This is a genomic window from Ruegeria sp. N11 (genome assembly GCF_056531525.1).
Map to the genome: position 1 here is coordinate 55,589 of NZ_JBQFLX010000015.1, position 17,811 is coordinate 73,399.

The following is a 17,811-nucleotide window of genomic DNA, read 5'->3' on the forward strand; positions in this document are numbered from 1 at the left end:
CCGCATTTTCCGCGGGGCTTTTTTCTGTCCATCAGGCGGATACGGCTACGCCTGATCGTTTCCGCTCATCCATCCACTGCTGAATGCGCGCGATCTGTTCACTGCTCAGGCGCAGACCCAATTTGTTCCGCCGCCAAATTGCATCCTCGGCATTACGCGCGAATTCCCGGTCCATCAGCCACGCCAGTTCACGAGCCGTCAACGAAGCTCCAAACCCCTCCCCCATATCTTCTGCGTTTTGTGCCTCGCCCAGCATCAGCCGCGCTTCGGTTCCATAGGCCCGGATCAGACGGCGCGCCCATTTTTCGTCCAGAAAACCGTAATCCGATCGCAAACCCTGAACCAGATCCTCTATCCCGTCGACCGGAAAATCACCCCCCGGCAACGCGACACCAGCGGTCCACGGCCCGGACAGAGCCGGGAAATGTTCGGCAACCTTTTCCATCGCGCTTTCGGCCAGCCGGCGATAAGTCGTGATTTTTCCGCCAAAGACATTCAGAACAGGCGCACCGCCCTGTGAATCGACCTTGAGCGTATAATCCCGCGTCGCGGCCGTAGCACTGCTGGCCCCGTCATCATAAAGCGGGCGTACGCCGGAATAGGTCCATACGACATCCTCGCGCGATACGGGTTGATCAAAGTACTTCGAGGCGAACGCACACAAATAGTCCTGCTCGTCCTCGGTGCAGACCGGCAGCTGGGACGGATCGGGATGATCCTGATCGGTGGTTCCGATCAAGGTGAAATCCTGCTCATAAGGAATTGCAAATATGATCCGGCCGTCTTCGCCCTGAAAGAAATAGCATTTGTCGTGATCGTATAGCCTGCGCGTCACGATATGACTGCCGCGAACCAACCGCACGCCATCGCGCGAGTTCATGCGGATTCTGGTCTGAATAATGTCGCCGACCCAGGGGCCGCCGGCATTGATCAGCATCTTTGCACAAATGACACTTTGGGTTCCGCTGTCCCGGTCTCGAACCGTTACACGCCACAGCCCGTCAACGCGATCTGCAGACATGACTTCGGTACGAACCATGATCTCGGCCCCGCGTGCCTGCGCATCGCGGGCGTTCAGGACGACTAGGCGAGAATCCTCGATCCAGCAGTCGGAATACTCGTAGGCGGTTTCGAATTTACCCTGCAAAGGCCTGCCTTCCGGCACCGATCGCAGGTTCAGCGACGATGTGCCCGGCAGGATTTTGCGCCCGCCGAGATGGTCATAGAGAAATAGACCCAACCGGATCAGCCAGGCCGGACGCCTGCCCCGCATCCATGGCATCACTGTGCTGAGCAGCCGCGAAGTCGGCGTTTCCGCGTCAAATCGCATGTCCTTGTGATAGGGCAGCACAAAGCGCATTGGCCAACTGATATGCGGCATGGCTCGCAGCAGGGTTTCGCGTTCGATCAAGGCCTCTCGGACTAGGCGAAACTCGAAGTATTCGAGATACCGCAACCCACCGTGAAACAGCTTTGTCGATGCCGACGACGTGGCCGAGGCCAGATCGTTCATTTCAGCCAGGCTAACCGAAAGACCCCGCCCGGCGGCGTCCCGGGCGATTCCACATCCGTTGATCCCCCCGCCGATGATGAAAAGGTCGGTGATCGGGTTTTCCTGCGCTTCCATAGCTGGTCGATTCTCTGTCTGGAAAAACTATGCGCATTAACCGTAACCGCCTTCGCTTCGTCAATTATATTTTTCGTTTTCTTTCGCTTTTGCGAAATTTGCGCCGCGAATTGACCCAACAATCCATTCCTCTTGAAAAAATCGAAAAAAAGAACAAAAACGAATACACCTTAGAACACAGGAGTTTGCATGTCTCTTTCCTTCCGTCAGTCCGACATACTGGAAATCGCTCGCCAACAAGGGCGAGTGACTGTCGAAGGGCTGGCGGAACAGTTCAGCGTGACGGTGCAGACCATTCGCAGGGATCTGGCGGAACTGGCTGACATGGGGAAACTCGACCGGGTCCACGGCGGCGCCGTTTTGCACTCGGGCGTTTCAAATATCGGTTACGAAGACCGCCGGGGCCTGAATGAAGAGGCCAAGTCCCGTATTGGCGAAATATGCGCAGACAGCATTCCGGACGGGGCATCGGTATTCATGAACATCGGAACCTCGACCGAAGCTGTCGCCCGGCATCTGCTGGACCACAAGAACCTGATGGTCGTTACCAACAACATGAATGTTGCCAACATACTGGTTAAAAACCCAGAATGCCGGGTCGTGGTGGCGGGTGGGGTCCTGCGCCGCTCTGACGGCGGCCTGATCGGAGATTTGACGGCCTCGACCATCCGGCAGTTCAAGGTCGATTACGCTATCATCGGATGTTCAGCACTGGATGCCGATGGCGATCTTCTGGATTTCGACTTTCAGGAGGTTCAGGTCAGCCAGACGATCATCGCACAGGCACGGCAGACGTTTCTTGTGGCGGATCAGTCCAAGTTTCAACGCACCGCCCCGGCGCGAATCGCGTCGCTTGCCGATATCGGGATGTTCTTCACGGACCACGCTTTGCCAAATGATCTGAAAGCTAAATGTGAGGAATGGGAGACTCAGGTGAAGCTCTGCCTTTAACCTGCGGTACAGACTACATTTCTGCCGGTTTCATTGCCCATTCCTTGCCAGATATCCAATCGCCTGCCAGTATCGGGACAATTTACGGTTGTTCTAGCCTTTGGGGTCACTTGATTTGGGCCTGATCCCGCCGGGCAGAGACAATTCGATTGACGTACCGGGCACCTACGCCTGAGGATGGGGTACCTTCCCAAAATGGAGGCACGAGCATGGGGTTACTGGGTCAGCCGCTGGAATTTTATGACTACCTGACATTTGTCGCGCTGATATTGCTGCTTGCGGCGGTCATGGGCTTGTTCCTGTTCATCATGGGTTTGCCCGGTCGCATCGCGATCAAGCGCAATCACCCTCATGCCGAAGCCGTCAAGATCATGGGCTGGATGGGTTTTTTGGCCATCGTGCCCTGGGTTCACGCCTTTATCTGGGCTTTCCACGACGGTGTAACCGTTGATTTTCGCCGCGGACCAGATGAAGAAAAAGATGCTATCCGGAATGAAATCAAACGGTTGGGCGGCGTCGTAAAACCGGAATACCGCGACGCGCTTGATACAGACGACGCGCAGAAAAGCTAAGGCCAAAGGAAGTCAAAACACATGTTCGTCGCCCTTGGCATCACGCTGTTTTACATCATTTTCGTCTGGTTCATTTTCTTCAAGGCGCAATGGCTGAAATTCAATATCGTCTGGGGCATCGTCTCGTTCTGGGTCGGCGCACATTTGCTGCTGATCTTTCTGGTCGCCTTGCGGTTTTTTCAGCCATTCTCGATCGACAGTCATGTTGTCAGGTCAACTATCCAGATCGTTCCCCGTTTGACGCAACCAACGGTGTTGACCGAGGTTCTGGTTGAACCCAACACCGATGTCAAAAAGGGCGACCCGCTTTATCGTTTTGACGACACGGTGTTCTCGCTTGCGGTGGACAACGCGACAGCCCAGCTTGTTGCCGCTGAACAAAATGCGAAAATTCTTGAACAGGATGTCATAGCCGCGTCCGAGGCAATTGAGCGTGCAAATGCGCAGTTGGCCTATGCGAAGACCCAACAGGCCCGATACGAGAATCTTGTTCCTGCGGGCGGCGCCCGTCAGGATGAGCTTGACCGATGGAACGAGCAGGTCACTGAGGATCAGGCCCAGGTGCACGAAGCCGAAGCCAATCTTGAAAAAGCAAAGCTGGCGCAAGCCTCGCAGATTGACGGCGTTAATACCGGTATCCTGCAGGCCCAGTCGCAGTTGGACGAAGCCAAGTATTTCCTTGATAACACGACGATCTACGCGCCCGAAGACGGCATGATTGTTTCTCAGCAGGCCCGGCCCGGCCTGGTTGTCGGGGATATCCGTCTGGGTGCAATTGCAAGCTTTGTAACAAAAGACAATCCCTATGTCCTGGCCACCTACCGTCAGCAGAACCTGAAATTCGTCGAACCCGGTCAGCCGGTTGAGGTGGCGCTTGACCTGTATCCCGGCGAAATCCTGACCGGCAAGGTCGAGGCGATCTGGTGGGCAACCCGGCAAGGTCAATACCTGCCTTCAGGCCGCCTGCCGGGCTTTGAACTGCCCAAATTGCCCGGACGGATCGCCGTACAGATTTCGGTCGATATCCCTGAAGGGCACACCTTCCCTGCGGGCGGTCACGCGGCAGTGGCGATTTATACCGGTCAGGGCAAGAGTTTTGAGTTTCTCAGGCGCATCAACATCCGCCTTTATTCCTTCGCCAACTTCATCCGACCGCTGGATATTTGAGGACGCGCATCATGATACGGGCCAGAACCTTCCGCAGACTGATGGGCAGCGCGCTTTGTGTCGTGACCTTTGCAGCCTGCACTCCGGTTGGCCCGGACTTTGTGCGCCCGAACTCTCCGGTCGTCAAACAATGGATCGAAGTGAACAATCCCAACACGGGGCAAAGCGGACTGACCTCGCGCAGCGCGCCCGTGGTAAAATGGTGGGAAACTTTCAACGACCCCACCCTGAACAGACTGATCGCCGAGGCCTACGCGCAAAACCTGACCTTGCAGGTGGCCGGGGCACGTGTGCTGCAGGCGCGGGCGCAGTTGGGCATCGCGTTTGGAGAGCTTTATCCGCAATCGCAGGCAGTCGGTGCCTCGCTTGAAAGGCGGCAGATCAGCGACAACCTCAATCCAGTGTCCGATATCAACCGCATCATCCCGCTGGACACGGAGTTTTCGACTTCGCAGGTCGGGTTCGACGCGCAATGGGAACTGGATGTCTGGGGCGCGCAGCGGCGCGGCGTTCAGGCTGCACGGTCCAATCTGGCGTTGCAGGTTGCCAACTATGACGATGCCCTTGTGACGCTGACAGGTGACGTTGCCGCCCTTTACGTCAATATCCGCGCCCTGCAGGAATCCCTGGTCGTTGCACAGGAGAATATCCGACTTCAGCAGGAATCTGCGGATCTGACGCAGCTGCGGTTCAACAACGGCGTCACGACCGAGTTGGATGTACAGGAATCCACCGCCTTGCTGAACAATACAAAAGCGCTGGTTCCTGAACTGCAAAGCGACTTGCAGCAAGCCAAGAATGCGTTGGCCGTCTTGCTTGGGCAGCCGCCATCGGACTTGACCAGCCTGCTTGGAAATTCTGGCCGCATCCCCTCGGCACGGTCCAATGTCGCGGTCGGTGTCCCTGCCGAATTGTTGCGCCGTCGCCCGGATGTGCGGGCCGCTGAACTGGCAGCGGCAACGCAATCCGCGCAGGTCGGGATTGCGATGGCCGACCTTTATCCGCAGTTCATCCTTTCGGGTTCAATCGGTCTGCAGGCATCGGGCGGGCGCGACCTGTTCAACGCCAACAGCACCACCGGGCTGGCCAGCGCGGGTGTCGTCTGGAACGTACTCAACTATGGTCGGATCAAGAACAACGTGCGGGCGCAAGACGCCGCGTATCAGGCCCTGATCGCCAACTATCAGAACACGGTCCTGACCGCCTATTCCGAAGTTGAAAGCGCCATGGTCGCCTATGCGCAGGCCCGCAAGCAAGTCGAATTCTATCAGAACAGTGTCACGGCTTCACGCCGGGCGGCCGAGATTGCGATCAGCCAATACCGTGATGGCATCGCCAGTTATTCGCGGATTCTGAACACGCAAACCGCCCTGTTGCGGTCGCAAGCCAACCTGATCAGCGCACGTCAACAAGTGTCCAGCAATCTGGTCGCCGTTTACAAAGGTTTGGGCGGTGGATGGCAGATCCGGCAGAATCAGGAGTTCTTGCCCGGTACCGTTCTGGCCGAAATGGCATACCGCACCGACTGGGGTGATCTGCTGGAAAAGACCCCGACCGGTGTCAGCCTGAACTAGGTTCTATTTTGTCAGCCCCCGCAACCCGCCAGAGATCAGAATATTCACCTCGTAGAGGATGCGTGGCGCCGCCAGCCCGCCGGGGCTTGCCAGATAGTTCGGGCTCCACTCGGGGTCGAATTTCTGTTTGAACGCGCGCAGGCCTTCGAAGTGATAGAACTGCTCGCCGTGTTCGTAAACAAACCCCCCGATCCGGTTCCAGAGCGAAGCCAGTTGCCGGTTTTCGATCCCTGAAAACGGCGCAGCCCCGAGCGAAAACCAGTGGAACCCCTGCTCGGACCCCCACACCATCATCTCGGCGAACAAAGCATCCATGACGAAACTGGCGCTGTCAGGCTCATAACGCATCAGGTCCAACGACAGTTCAGACTTGTTCCCGCCCTGAAACAGATTGGCGAAGGCCACGATCCTGCCCGTCTCGGCATTGCGCAGAACGGCGTGATCGAAATACGAAAGGTAATCGTCGTCGAAACCTCCCAAGGCAAAGCCCTTCTCTTCGCCTGCCTTACCGGCCAGCCAGTGATCCGAGATTTCACGCAATTCCGGCAAGACCGGTTTCAGGTCTTCCTTCGGAATGATCTCGAACACATAGCCATCACGTATGGCCCTATTCTTGGCCTGACGAAACCGCTTACGTGACTTGCCGTCCAGCGAAAACCCTTGCAGCGGAACCCGCGCGACCTCGCCAATTTTCAGGATCGAAAGGCCCAGATCCAGAAAGGTTGGCAAGTATTTGGTCGAAACACTGTAGAAAGCACACAGCTTGCCCTCGCGGTCCGCCCGTTCACGCAATTGCCAGATCAGTTGTTGACCCGCGGTCTCATCGCCCACAGGCTCGCCCTTGGTGATCAACGCGTTTCCGGTGTCGGCATAGGCAAGAAACGCGGTTTCATCCGGCGAAATCAGGAACTGCTTGTCGCCAGTCAATGAAATCTGGGCTTCGGTGTCTTCGCTTTGCAACGCAAGCCGTTCCACCGCCTCCGGTATTTCGGTTCGCACCGGAACCGGGATTTCGCGCCCGAACAGGGAATTGACAGCCACCACCCCAAGGATAACCGCGACCACCAGACTGGACCTGAGAAAACGCGAGGCATCGCCGTTCCAGGCGAACTCCCACCACAGGGCGTTTTGATATTCAACGTGCGAATACGCGAACAAACCGATCCAAAAAATCACCGCCATCAGTGCCAGCACACTGACCAGCCATGGAATATTCAGACGGAAAACCGACGCGCCGCTGACCCGGTAAAACGCGCTGCGAAACACGGCAAGAACGGCAATGGTCACCACCATACTCAGCGCTTCATGGATATCCAGGCCGCGGGTGAGCGAAGCGATGAACCCGGCCACCATCAGAACCATCGCGACGACCCAGGCGCGATAGAGCTTACGGAACAAGCCGCGTGATACGAGGATCAGCAGAACCCCAACCACACTGCCCGCCAGATGCGAGGCTTCGACGAACGAAAGCGGCAATACCTCGCGTAACGCGCCAAGGCTTTGGGAATTGGACGGCAGCGCGCCGGACACCAGTAATACAACGCCCGCCACTGCTGAAACGCCAGCTGCAACCATTGGAACAATCGGGCGAAAAGCGCGGTAGACCCAACTGGCTGCTCCGCCAATCCTGTCGCGCTGTGTCAGCGCATAGGCCACTGCAATGGACAGGCTGGCGATGACGAAGGGCAAAAACGTGTAAACCACGCGATACAGCAACAAGGCTGCGATCACATCCGATCGGCCAGAGGCGCCGAGACCCGCGATCAGTGTAGCCTCGAACACACCGATCCCGCCGGGTGCGTGGCTGAGGATACCGACGGCAATTGCCGCCACATAGATGGCAAAGAAATACGGAAACCCGACGCCCAGATCGTCTGGCATCAGAACATACAGAGTCATTGATGCGCCAAACAGATCCCCTACTGCCGCCAGCGTCAAAAGGCTGGCCAGCTTTCCTCCGGGCAGGTTGAAGCCAAACCCACCATACGCCAGACGGCGCCCGCCGCTGGCAAGCCAGACAAACAGAGCCGCCAACCCGGCCAGCAGGCACAGGCCGATTACGGTTTCGGTCGTTTCACTGATCGGAAGAACCTGAGATATCCCGTCCGGATGCAACGTCAGCAAGATGCCAAGGATCAGGACCATGCCCATCCAGAAGGCCACCCACGAGGTCGCGATAACCCCGGCCACACGGGCCAGATCCAACCCAAGCGACGCATAGATCCGATACCGGATCGCGGTTCCCGTGATGTAGGAAAACCCCAGACAGTTTGACACAGCATAGCCACTGGCCCCGGCCATTCCGGCGACCGGCAGCGGAACCTTGTCTTCCGCCAAGCTTTTGACCGCAAACACATCGTAAAAGGACAGCGACAGAAAACTGAATGCGGTCCAGCACAGCGCGAAAAACATGAGCTTCCAGGACGTACCCGCAATATCGGTCTGAACGTCGGACCATTTCACATGCGAAGACAACTCGTGCAGGACGGTCAGCGCAATGATCGTGATAAGGATCGGAACCGCGATACGAACCCAGGGTCTTTCCAGCATGGCCGCAGCCTTCTCGGCCATCCGCAAAACCCGGGAATCGTCACTTGTTTCCTGTACGGTCATCACGACATTCCCTGCTTCAAACCAATCGCGTATTCGGAACTAAAGCCGCTAAAGCCTGCCCGATCGCCCAGGCGGAGTTTGGCACAATTTCCTTACCATTCAAAGCGCTACAGGCAGCAAGTTCGCCACCCGGTCAGACGCGCCCCTTCCGCGTTGAAAGCAAGAGGTTGGTTTCGGACCGCGTGATCCCTTCCATCCGCCGGATCTGAAACAGAACCTCGTCCAGTTCCGCCAGCGTTTCGGCCCCGATCTCGGCAATCAGGTCCCAGCTGCCATTGGTCGTATGAACTGCTCTTACCTGTCGCATGGCGGCGATCCTTGCCATGGTCCGCTCGGTTCCCCGGCCTTCGATTTCCAGCATCATCAGTCCCCGAACCGGGCTTTGCGCAACATCGCGCCGCGTCAGAACGGTAAAGCCGACGATCTCTCCGGACTGTTTCAGGCGATGCAGTCGACTGCGGACGGTTGTTCGCGTCACGCCCAGAATCTGCGCCAGTTCCGACAGCGAGGCGCGCGCATCCCGGTGCAATGCGTTCAGCAGCTTGCTATCCAAATCGTCCATCGTCCCTTACCAGTTTGTGTATCGGGGTATCTTTTTGAGCACTTTGCTATCTTCCGGGATGCCGTGTTGAAAGGTTAGACAAACACATGGCTAATGAAAACATAATACTTGTCGGCGCCCCAATGGACGCCGGAAAACGTCGGCAGGGATGCCGCATGGGTCCTGATGCCTATCGCGTCGCGGGTTTGCAGAAGGCCCTGTTGGATCTGGGCCACAACGTGTCGGACCTCGGTGATGTCCGCCCGGACGACGTCGCAACCGCCGAGCATCCTCACCTGTTCGCCTTGCCCGAATGTGTCGGTTGGACCCAGGCGCTGGGCCGTGCGGCGCAAGAAAGCGCCCGCCAAGGTTTGCCCATCTTCATGGGGGGTGATCACGCGCTTTCGATGGGTACGGTCGCAGGAATGGCAACCCACGCGCACAGCATCGGACAGCCCCTCTTTGTTCTGTGGCTGGATGCCCATAGCGACTTTCACACGCCCGACAGCACCGGCAGCGGCAATTTGCACGGCACCCCGGTCGCCTATTTCACCGGTCGCCAGGGGTTTGACGCTTTTCCGCCACTCACGGCACCTGTGCCCACCAACCGTGTCGGCATGATCGGCCTGCGCTCGGTCGATCCGGCGGAACGGGCCGCGCTGGAACAGGACCGCGCCATGCTGGCCGATATGCGCAGCATTGACGAAAATGGCATCAAAGCACCGCTGATGGCCTTTCTAGACCGCGTCCGCGCAGAAAACGGTATCCTGCACGTCTCGCTGGACGTCGACTTTCTTGACCCCGCCATCGCACCTGCCGTGGGCACCACCGTTCCCGGCGGCGCGACCGAACGGGAAGCGCATCTGGTGATGGAACTACTGCATGAAAGCGGCCTCGTCCGCTCACTGGATCTGGTGGAGTTGAACCCGTTTCTGGATGAACGCGGCCGAACCGCAAAACTTATGGTCGATCTGGCCGCCTCGTTACTCGGTCGCCGCATCTTCGATCGTCCAACCCGGAGTTTCTGATGCAGTCGCTTCAAGCCCCTTCGGCCGTCGTGATGATCCGGCCGCATGCATTTGCCTCGAACCCGGAAACGCACGGGGACAATGCGTTCCAGACACTTGCCAGCCGTTCGGCGACCGCAACCTCATCTGCGGCGCGCGATGAACATGATCAGGCAGTCGCGCAACTGCGGGCCGCAGGTGTCAGGGTTCACGTCTTTGACGATCACGGAGAACTGGACACACCCGACAGTGTGTTCCCGAACAACTGGTTTTCGACCCATCCCGGTGGGCATGTCGCGATCTATCCGATGTACGTTCCCTCAAGGCGGCGCGAACGCCGTTCCGACGTCATCGAGATGCTGAAACAGGAATACCGGGTTCAGGACGTGATCGACTATTCCGGACTGGAACAGGACAAGCTGGCGCTGGAAGGCACCGGCGCGATGGTCCTGGATCACATTGGTCGGGTTGCTTACACGGTAAAATCAAACCGCGCCGACCCCGTTCTGCTCGAACGGTTCTGCACTCACTTCAACTATGAGCCTATTGTTTTCGAAGCGAAAGATGCCCAAGGGCGCGATGTCTATCACACCAACGTTCTGATGGGTATCGGCACCGAATACGCGCTGATCTGCCTAGACATGATCACCGACCCCGAGCGACGCGCGACAGTCAAAGCCAGGCTGGAGGAAACCGGTCGTGCAGTCATCGACCTTACCCACGATCAGATCGCGGAATTCGCGGGCAACGCCATTGAGCTGGCTGGCCAAGACGGTCTGGTCCTGGCTTTGTCCAGCCGGGCGCTGGAAGCGCTGACGCCCGAACAGATTTCCATAATCGAAGCCAGTGCAAAACCACTGCCGCTTTCGGTTCCCACAATTGAAACAGCGGGTGGATCCGTGCGCTGCATGATCGCAGGCATTCACCTGTCCCGCCGATAGGAGACCCCGATGCAACCTTCTGACAAGGCGCTTGTGCCCTTTGTTTCCGTCGACAACATGATGCGCCTCGTCCATCATATCGGCCTTGAAAAGATGATCACGCAGATTGCCGCGCAGATCGAATCTGATTTCAAGCGATGGGAAAGCTTCGACAAAACGCCCCGAATCCCCGCCCATTCCCCCCATGGCGTGATTGAATTGATGCCAACTTCGGATGGTGAGGCATACGGTTTCAAGTATGTGAACGGGCATCCAAAAAACACGTCCGAGGGTCTGCAGACCGTGACCGCCTTCGGGTTGCTGGCGGATGTCTACACGGGCTATCCCACCCTCTTGACTGAAATGACCATGCTGACGGCCCTGAGAACGGCAGCAACCTCTGCCTTGGTCGGCAGCTATCTGGCACCGAAATCCGCAACGACGATGGCCATGATCGGAAATGGCGCTCAATCCGAGTTCCAGTGCCTGGCGTTTAAGGCAATGTGCGGCATCGACACTGTGCGGCTGTATGACACCGACACGAATGCAACGGCCAAATGCGCGGCAAACCTGCAAGGCAAGGGTCTGACTGTTGTATCCTGCAAAACGGCAGAAGACGCCATCGAAGGCGCACAGATCATCACCACTTGTACAGCTGACAAGAAATACGCCACCATTCTGACGGACAACATGGTCGGTCCCGGCGTTCACATAAACGCAATCGGCGGTGATTGCCCGGGCAAGACCGAGTTGCACAAGGATATCCTGCTGCGTTCGGAAATATTTGTTGAATACCCCGAGCAAACGCGGATCGAAGGCGAAATTCAGGCCCTGGACTCAGACCACCCCGTGACTGAAATCTGGCAGGTGATGACAGGCCAGGCCAAGGGGCGCACGGATGAACGGGCGATTACACTATTCGACAGTGTCGGTTTTGCGATCGAAGATTTTTCTGCCCTTCGTTACATCAAACGCGCCATCGAAGAGACAGACTTCTTCGAGCCGTTGGACATGCTGGCGGACCCCGACGATCCACGTGACCTCTATGGCATGTTGATGCGCGCCGAAACCTGAAACCAGCTGGGGGTTTCAATGGTCAAGGGCGCGCTGCCCCCGCCGCCCTTCGGGCGACTCCCCCGGGATATTTTTGGCCAGATGAACAAGGGATCCGCTCTCCGACCATTGGTCCGGAGAGCTTCACCTGGCGCGGTCATCGGCATCCCTGCCTGTACCGCCAATCCCGTATCCGACAATTTGATTAAAGATCCGTTACTTCATCTGGCCAAAAATATCCCGGAGCGCGAGGCAGAGCCTCGCAAAAACCCAGGTCAACCAGCCAGGGACGGCAGATAGAGTACGATACCCGGAAAGGCCACAAGCAGGGCGATGGTAACGGCATCGGCCACAAAGAACGGTGTCACGCCCTTGAAGACATCCTGAACACTGAGATCAGGACGCACTCCAGCCACAACAAAGCAATTCAGCCCGATTGGCGGCGTGATCAGGCAAAACTCGGCCATTTTGACCACCAGAATTCCAAACCAGATCGCACACATCGGGCCGGACATTCCAAAAGCACTCTCGGCAGCGCTGACAGCTTCGCCGCCGTTCAGTGCCATTACCGCAGGGTATACAACAGGCAATGTCAACAACAGCATGCCGATCGCGTCCATAAACATTCCAAGCACGGCATAGGCCAACAGGATGCAGATCAGGATCAGCATGGGTGACATTTCAAGCGACGTGATCCAGTCGGAGAACGCTCCGGGCAGATCGGCGAAACCCAGAAAACGGACGTAGATCAGAACGCCCCAGATGATCGAAAAGATCATCGCCGTCAGCTTGGCGGTTTCCAGCAGCGCCGACTTCAATTCACCCCAGCGCATGCCGTGATAGATGGCAAAGCAGAAAACGATGAAGGCTCCGATTGCTCCGCCTTCAGTCGGCGTGCCCCAGGCTTTTTCGCCAAATGGGTTGTAGACAAAACAGATGATGATCAGGATCACCGCGACGATTGGCATTGCCCCAGGCAGCGATGCGAAACGTTGCTTCCAGGTAAAGCCGGTGACCGGCGGGCCGACTGATTTGAACACAACGGCGATGCCGACAATCAGGCCCCCATAGATGACCGCCGAGAACGCGCCGGGAATAAACCCGGCCAGCAAAAGCTTGCCAACGTCCTGTTCAACGATGATTGCATAAATTACAAGGATGGCGGACGGAGGGATCAAGGAAGCCAATGTCCCGCCGGCGGCGACAACGCCGGCTGCAAATCGCTTGTTGTACCCGACCTCCAGCATCTCGGGGATTGCAACACGGGCGAAAACGGCAGACGTGGCGACGGACGCGCCCGAAACGGCGGCAAAGCCTGCGGTGGCGAATACGGTCGATACCGCCAGGCCACCCGGAACCCAGGCAATCCAGCGCTTTGCCGCCTCGAACAAGGCGCGGGTCAGCCCGGCATAGTAGGCCAGATAGCCGATGAGTATGAATGTCGGGATCAGGCTGAGCGTGTGCGAGGCCACCTTGGAATGCGGCACCTGTCCGGCCGTTTTCACTGCCACCGTCAGCGCCTTGCCAAAGCGGTTGGGGTCATATCCGAACTTGGCCCAGAAAATCCATACCAGCCCAACAAGCCCTGCCAGCCCCGCCGCAAAGGCGACGCGCATTCCCGTGACCACCAAAAACAACAGGCCGCCTGTGACCCACAATCCGATTTCAATCGTGTCCATGAGTCAGCCTTGCCCTTCGAACTGATCGGCCTCGGCTGCGGCTTGTGCGGCCGCGTCCTGAATAAGAGGCACAGCGACCGGGTGATCCAGCCCCAGAACAAACGCGCGCCCATATCCCCAGATCTGCAAAACTAGACGCAGGCACAGAACGGAGAACGCCACCGGAGCCAACAGTTTGGCCGGCCACAGAGGGATACCAATGTCGATGGAACTGTCCCTGCTCCACATCGGCGCGGCAAAATCGAACGACCGCTCGAAATGGGACCAGCTGCCCCAGACAAGGGCCATCATCAGGACGAGGATCAAGACGACGGAAATCGTCTCGAAGAACCAAAGCGCCCGGCCGCGAAGACGCGCGATGACGATGTCCATGCGAATATGCCCGCCATCTCGCTGTACGTAGGAAACGCCCAGGAATGCGATCAGTGGCATCGCCTGTTCAATCCAGTCGACATAGCCCGGCAATGGCGCGTTAAGCGCATTCCGGCCGCTCACCGATACAACGGCAAGAACCATCAGCGAGAAAACCGCCAGACCGCTGATCAGGGCCAGCAGTCTTTCTGCCCGAAGAAGATGCTGGTCCAGACGGCTGAGACGGCTGCCATCCTCCAGCACGGTGGCCTGTCCCGCCATCCTGCTTTTTCCTTGTCGTTGAAGAGAACCGGACGCCCGATGGCATCCGGTTCATAACATCAGTTTCCGCCGCGTTGCTGCTGCAGTGTCGACTGAACAAGATCGTACAGGTCCTGCGCAGGCAGACCCTGATCGGTCATGTCGGCAATCCACTGTTCGCGGATCGGATCTGCCGCCTTGGCGCGGAACTCCTGCAGGACGGCATCGTCAATCATGACTTTCTGAACGCCTTTTTCCTCAAGAACACCGTCCCACTTTTCAAGCAGGGCCCCGTAATTGGCCAGATAATGATCGATCGCCTCGTCAATCGAACTGTCCAGTGCTTCGCGATGTTCTGCCGGAAGCGCCTCATAAGCGTCGATGTTCACCACGACCGGGCAGTTTACGGTGCCAGGGTTCAGGTTGGCCGTCCACCAGTCGGCTTCGTTGATGGTGCCGAAGGACAGGTGTGCGTGCTGGGCAAATGCCACAGTATCGACAACCCCGGATTCCATCGCATTGAACGCTTCTGTGGCGGGCACGGATGTTGGCACGCCCCCTACGGCTTCAAACGCTTTGCCCAACCCACCGGTCGCGCGCACGCGCATACCATCAAAAGCGGCAAGAGTGTCGCGCGGCTCGCCCGTGCCGACAAGGTTATACTGCGGCATGGGCGACGTCATGATGATCCGGGCGTTCCACCGCGCCATTTCTTCTTTGACGGCCGGGTGGTCATAAACCGCGTGGCTGACCGCCACTTCCTCGTCCAGATTGTTCACGCCCAGAAACGGAAGTTCGAGAACGGTGATCGCCCTGTTCTTGTCCCTATGGTAGCCCGCACAGAACTGCGCCACTTCAAATGCGCCGATCTCGATCCCGTCCAGGTTTTCCCTGGGTTTTGACAAGCCGCCATAGCTGACGTTGATCGTGAACTCGCCGCCGGTCTTTTCGGCAACCAGTTCGGACAGCTTTTCAACATGCTCTGTAAATGCGCGGCGCTTGCCCCAGACCGAGGCGTTCCATTCGGTCGCAACGGCTTCGCCTGCAAAGGCCACGCCAATGGCCGCGACGGCGGCGGCGCTTAACATCCTGTTCATAGTGATCTCTCCCTGTGATGCGCCCCTTGGTCAGAGCGCTTGGACATAAAGCTAGCGCCAACATCCGGATGTGCCAACCCCGCAGACGCTGATGAGTTGCCGCCTTCAGGGCGCGACCTGCCGGTACAATCGAAAGAAGAATTGGGAATCCAAAAGGCATCCAGGAATTTCCGGAAAACTGCAGTTCGAAAACAGTTACACGGTAGGCATTGTTATTTTTACCTTTTTTTTATCTTTTTCATGTTTCTTTACATTTTTTAACCATATAGCGAAATTTGTTTACAAACAAATCGTGGAACTACGGCAATTTATTTATTTGTTTTCAGAACCCCGTATATTCGCAATCGGGAGGAAACGGGTCGACATTGCCTGTTTGACGGGCAAAATCGGTTCATCAATATCCAGTCCTAGAGGGAGGAGCCTCAGTATGACAACCGCTGCCCAGGCAGATGCCAAAACATATCCGCCATCCGCAGAAATCGTGTCCCGTGCGCATATCGATGCTGACAAATACGCGGCAATGTATGCAGCCTCTGTCAGTGATCCTGCTGCCTTCTGGGATGAACAGGGCAAGCGCGTCGACTGGATCAAGCCTTATACTCAGGTCAAGGATGTGGACTACAGCTTTGGCTCGGTGAAGATCAACTGGTATGCCGATGGCACGCTGAATGTTTCGGCAAACTGTCTGGACCGTCACCTGGCGACACGCGGCGATCAAACCGCGATCATTTGGGAGCCGGATGATCCAAACGACGCAGCGCAGCACATCACCTATGCCGAATTGCACCGCCGCACCTGCCGGATGGCCAACATTCTGGAATCAATGGGTGTGCGCAAGGGCGACCGGGTCGTGATCTATCTGCCGATGATCCCCGAAGCCGCCTATGCCATGCTGGCCTGCGCGCGGATTGGAGCGATCCATTCGATTGTTTTCGCAGGCTTTTCCCCGGACGCCCTGGCAGCGCGGGTCAATGGCTGCGACGCCAAGGTCCTGATCACTGCCGACGAAGCCCCGCGCGGTGGCCGCAAGACGCCACTGAAATCGAATGCCGATGCGGCTTTGCTGCACTGCAAGGACACCGTGAAATGTCTGGTGGTCAAGCGGACCGGTGGCCAAACCACATGGGTGGATGGGCGTGACCACGACTACAACGAAATGGCGCTTGAAGCGGATGACTACTGCGCGCCCGCCGAGATGAGCGCAGAAGACCCGCTGTTCATTCTCTATACCTCGGGCTCAACCGGTCAGCCCAAAGGCGTGGTGCATACGACCGGCGGCTATTTGGTCTATGCAGCCATGACCCATGAGATCACTTTCGATTATCACGATGGTGACGTGTACTGGTGCACTGCAGACGTGGGTTGGGTCACGGGCCACAGCTATATTGTTTACGGCCCACTGGCCAACGGAGCGACCACGCTGATGTTCGAGGGTGTGCCGACATTTCCGGACGCCTCGCGGTTCTGGCAGGTCTGCGAAAAGCACAAGGTGAACCAGTTCTACACCGCGCCGACCGCAATCCGTGCCCTGATGGGGCAAGGCAATGAATTCGTCGACAAATGCGACCTGAGCGACCTGCGCGTTCTGGGCACAGTGGGCGAGCCCATCAACCCCGAAGCCTGGAACTGGTACAACGAAGTTGTCGGCAAAGGGAAATGCCCCATCGTTGATACCTGGTGGCAGACCGAAACCGGCGGCCACTTGATGACCCCCCTGCCCGGCGCACACGCGATGAAACCCGGCTCGGCCATGAAACCGTTCTTCGGCATTGTGCCGGTGGTTCTGGACCCGCAATCCGGTGTTGAGATTGAGGGCAATGGGGTCGAAGGCGTTCTGTGCATCAAGGACAGCTGGCCGGGCCAGATGCGCACCGTCTGGGGCGATCATGAGCGGTTCGAAAAGACCTATTTCTCGGACTACAAGGGCTATTACTTCACCGGTGACGGCTGCCGCCGTGATGAGGATGGCGATTACTGGATCACTGGTCGCGTTGACGATGTGATCAACGTATCCGGGCACCGTATGGGCACGGCCGAGGTAGAAAGTGCTCTGGTTGCGCATGCCGCCGTCGCCGAAGCCGCTGTCGTTGGCTATCCCCATGAAATCAAGGGGCAAGGCATCTATTGCTACGTCACCCTGATGAATGATCGTGAGCCCAGCGACGAACTGCTGAAAGAACTGCGGACCTGGGTCCGGACCGAAATCGGCCCGATCGCCAGCCCGGATGTGATCCAGTGGGCGCCTGGCCTGCCCAAGACACGCTCGGGCAAGATCATGCGCCGTATCCTGCGCAAGATTGCCGAAAACGACTTTGGCAGCTTGGGTGATACTTCGACACTGGCTGATCCGTCGGTCGTCGAAGACCTGATCGAAAACCGCGCGAACAAGTGAGGATGT

At 57.6% G+C, this 17,811-nt stretch carries 14 protein-coding genes; 8 read left to right on the forward strand and 6 right to left on the reverse strand.

Annotation, left to right across the window (positions count from 1 at the left end; all coding sequences use genetic code 11):
- Positions 1-31: 31 nt before the first annotated feature.
- Positions 32-1,627, reverse strand: a complete 1,596-nt coding sequence (gene glpD, locus ACR0J8_RS16190; protein ID WP_480891153.1) for a glycerol-3-phosphate dehydrogenase — start codon at positions 1,625-1,627, stop codon at positions 32-34.
- Positions 1,628-1,816: 189 nt separating this feature from the next.
- Here glpD and ACR0J8_RS16195 point away from each other — a divergent pair, with 189 nt between their 5' ends.
- From ACR0J8_RS16195 to ACR0J8_RS16210, 4 genes are all read left to right on the forward strand, one after another.
- Positions 1,817-2,578, forward strand: a complete 762-nt coding sequence (locus ACR0J8_RS16195; protein WP_480526031.1) for a DeoR/GlpR family DNA-binding transcription regulator — start codon at positions 1,817-1,819, stop codon at positions 2,576-2,578.
- Positions 2,579-2,787: 209 nt separating this feature from the next.
- On the forward strand, positions 2,788-3,150 hold the full coding sequence (locus tag ACR0J8_RS16200; RefSeq protein ID WP_170616246.1) for a DUF3302 domain-containing protein: 363 nt from the start codon (positions 2,788-2,790) through the stop codon (positions 3,148-3,150).
- 21 nt (positions 3,151-3,171) lie between these two features.
- Entirely contained in the window at positions 3,172-4,317 is a 1,146-nt protein-coding gene (locus ACR0J8_RS16205; RefSeq protein WP_480526027.1) for an HlyD family secretion protein, read from the forward strand.
- A gap of 11 nt (positions 4,318-4,328) precedes the next feature.
- Complete coding sequence (locus tag ACR0J8_RS16210; RefSeq protein WP_480526025.1) at positions 4,329-5,891, forward strand: efflux transporter outer membrane subunit; 1,563 nt, start codon at positions 4,329-4,331, stop codon at positions 5,889-5,891.
- A gap of 3 nt (positions 5,892-5,894) precedes the next feature.
- Here ACR0J8_RS16210 and mprF read toward each other — a convergent pair whose 3' ends face one another.
- A complete protein-coding gene (gene mprF, locus ACR0J8_RS16215; RefSeq protein ID WP_480526023.1) occupies positions 5,895-8,504 on the reverse strand; it encodes a bifunctional lysylphosphatidylglycerol flippase/synthetase MprF in 2,610 nt (869 codons plus the stop codon).
- A 133-nt stretch (positions 8,505-8,637) separates the two neighbouring features.
- Positions 8,638-9,066 carry an Lrp/AsnC family transcriptional regulator gene (locus ACR0J8_RS16220; protein WP_170676737.1) on the reverse strand — a complete coding sequence of 143 codons (429 nt, stop codon included), beginning with the start codon at positions 9,064-9,066 and terminating at the stop codon, positions 8,638-8,640.
- An 86-nt stretch (positions 9,067-9,152) separates the two neighbouring features.
- On the opposite strand from ACR0J8_RS16220, the gene rocF reads away from it, so the two are divergent.
- The 3 genes from rocF to ACR0J8_RS16235 are packed head-to-tail and all read left to right on the forward strand — an operon-like array spanning position 9,153 to position 12,046.
- Positions 9,153-10,073 carry an arginase gene (rocF, locus tag ACR0J8_RS16225; RefSeq protein ID WP_480526021.1) on the forward strand — a complete coding sequence of 307 codons (921 nt, stop codon included), beginning with the start codon at positions 9,153-9,155 and terminating at the stop codon, positions 10,071-10,073.
- The gene (ctlX, locus tag ACR0J8_RS16230; protein ID WP_170806199.1) at positions 10,073-10,993 is read left to right on the forward strand and encodes a citrulline utilization hydrolase CtlX; all 921 of its coding nucleotides are present in this window, start codon (positions 10,073-10,075) and stop codon (positions 10,991-10,993) included. The genes rocF and ctlX overlap by 1 nt, the downstream gene beginning before the upstream one ends.
- A 9-nt stretch (positions 10,994-11,002) precedes the next feature.
- Positions 11,003-12,046: an ornithine cyclodeaminase gene (locus ACR0J8_RS16235; RefSeq protein WP_480526019.1), complete on the forward strand. Its 1,044-nt coding sequence runs from the start codon at positions 11,003-11,005 to the stop codon at positions 12,044-12,046.
- A 254-nt stretch (positions 12,047-12,300) separates the two neighbouring features.
- Here ACR0J8_RS16235 and ACR0J8_RS16240 read toward each other — a convergent pair whose 3' ends face one another.
- From ACR0J8_RS16240 to ACR0J8_RS16250, 3 genes are read right to left on the reverse strand one after another with little or no spacing between them, the layout of a single operon-like run.
- The gene (locus ACR0J8_RS16240; protein WP_480526017.1) at positions 12,301-13,704 is read right to left on the reverse strand and encodes a TRAP transporter large permease; all 1,404 of its coding nucleotides are present in this window, start codon (positions 13,702-13,704) and stop codon (positions 12,301-12,303) included.
- Between the two features lie 3 nt (positions 13,705-13,707).
- Positions 13,708-14,337: a TRAP transporter small permease gene (locus ACR0J8_RS16245; protein ID WP_170616227.1), complete on the reverse strand. Its 630-nt coding sequence runs from the start codon at positions 14,335-14,337 to the stop codon at positions 13,708-13,710.
- Between the two features lie 59 nt (positions 14,338-14,396).
- On the reverse strand, positions 14,397-15,413 hold the full coding sequence (locus tag ACR0J8_RS16250; protein WP_480526015.1) for a C4-dicarboxylate TRAP transporter substrate-binding protein: 1,017 nt from the start codon (positions 15,411-15,413) through the stop codon (positions 14,397-14,399).
- 427 nt (positions 15,414-15,840) lie between these two features.
- On the opposite strand from ACR0J8_RS16250, the gene acs reads away from it, so the two are divergent.
- Positions 15,841-17,805 (forward strand): acetate--CoA ligase, encoded by a 1,965-nt coding sequence (gene acs, locus ACR0J8_RS16255; RefSeq protein ID WP_480526013.1) that lies wholly within the window; start codon positions 15,841-15,843, stop codon positions 17,803-17,805.
- Positions 17,806-17,811 lie beyond the last annotated feature (6 nt).

What these genes read in the sequence shown, in the direction of transcription:
- ACR0J8_RS16250 (WP_480526015.1), bottom strand. Translation starts at nt 15,413, where the DNA reads ATGAACAGGATGTTAAGCGCCGCCGCCGTCGCGGCCATTGGCGTGGCC.
- glpD (WP_480891153.1), bottom strand. Translation starts at nt 1,627, where the DNA reads ATGGAAGCGCAGGAAAACCCGATCACCGACCTTTTCATCATCGGCGGG.
- ACR0J8_RS16195 (WP_480526031.1), top strand. Translation starts at nt 1,817, where the DNA reads ATGTCTCTTTCCTTCCGTCAGTCCGACATACTGGAAATCGCTCGCCAA.
- mprF (WP_480526023.1), bottom strand. Translation starts at nt 8,504, where the DNA reads ATGACCGTACAGGAAACAAGTGACGATTCCCGGGTTTTGCGGATGGCC.
- ACR0J8_RS16245 (WP_170616227.1), bottom strand. Translation starts at nt 14,337, where the DNA reads ATGGCGGGACAGGCCACCGTGCTGGAGGATGGCAGCCGTCTCAGCCGT.
- ctlX (WP_170806199.1), top strand. Translation starts at nt 10,073, where the DNA reads ATGCAGTCGCTTCAAGCCCCTTCGGCCGTCGTGATGATCCGGCCGCAT.
- ACR0J8_RS16200 (WP_170616246.1), top strand. Translation starts at nt 2,788, where the DNA reads ATGGGGTTACTGGGTCAGCCGCTGGAATTTTATGACTACCTGACATTT.
- ACR0J8_RS16240 (WP_480526017.1), bottom strand. Translation starts at nt 13,704, where the DNA reads ATGGACACGATTGAAATCGGATTGTGGGTCACAGGCGGCCTGTTGTTT.
- acs (WP_480526013.1), top strand. Translation starts at nt 15,841, where the DNA reads ATGACAACCGCTGCCCAGGCAGATGCCAAAACATATCCGCCATCCGCA.
- ACR0J8_RS16210 (WP_480526025.1), top strand. Translation starts at nt 4,329, where the DNA reads ATGATACGGGCCAGAACCTTCCGCAGACTGATGGGCAGCGCGCTTTGT.
- ACR0J8_RS16220 (WP_170676737.1), bottom strand. Translation starts at nt 9,066, where the DNA reads ATGGACGATTTGGATAGCAAGCTGCTGAACGCATTGCACCGGGATGCG.
- ACR0J8_RS16235 (WP_480526019.1), top strand. Translation starts at nt 11,003, where the DNA reads ATGCAACCTTCTGACAAGGCGCTTGTGCCCTTTGTTTCCGTCGACAAC.
- rocF (WP_480526021.1), top strand. Translation starts at nt 9,153, where the DNA reads ATGGCTAATGAAAACATAATACTTGTCGGCGCCCCAATGGACGCCGGA.
- ACR0J8_RS16205 (WP_480526027.1), top strand. Translation starts at nt 3,172, where the DNA reads ATGTTCGTCGCCCTTGGCATCACGCTGTTTTACATCATTTTCGTCTGG.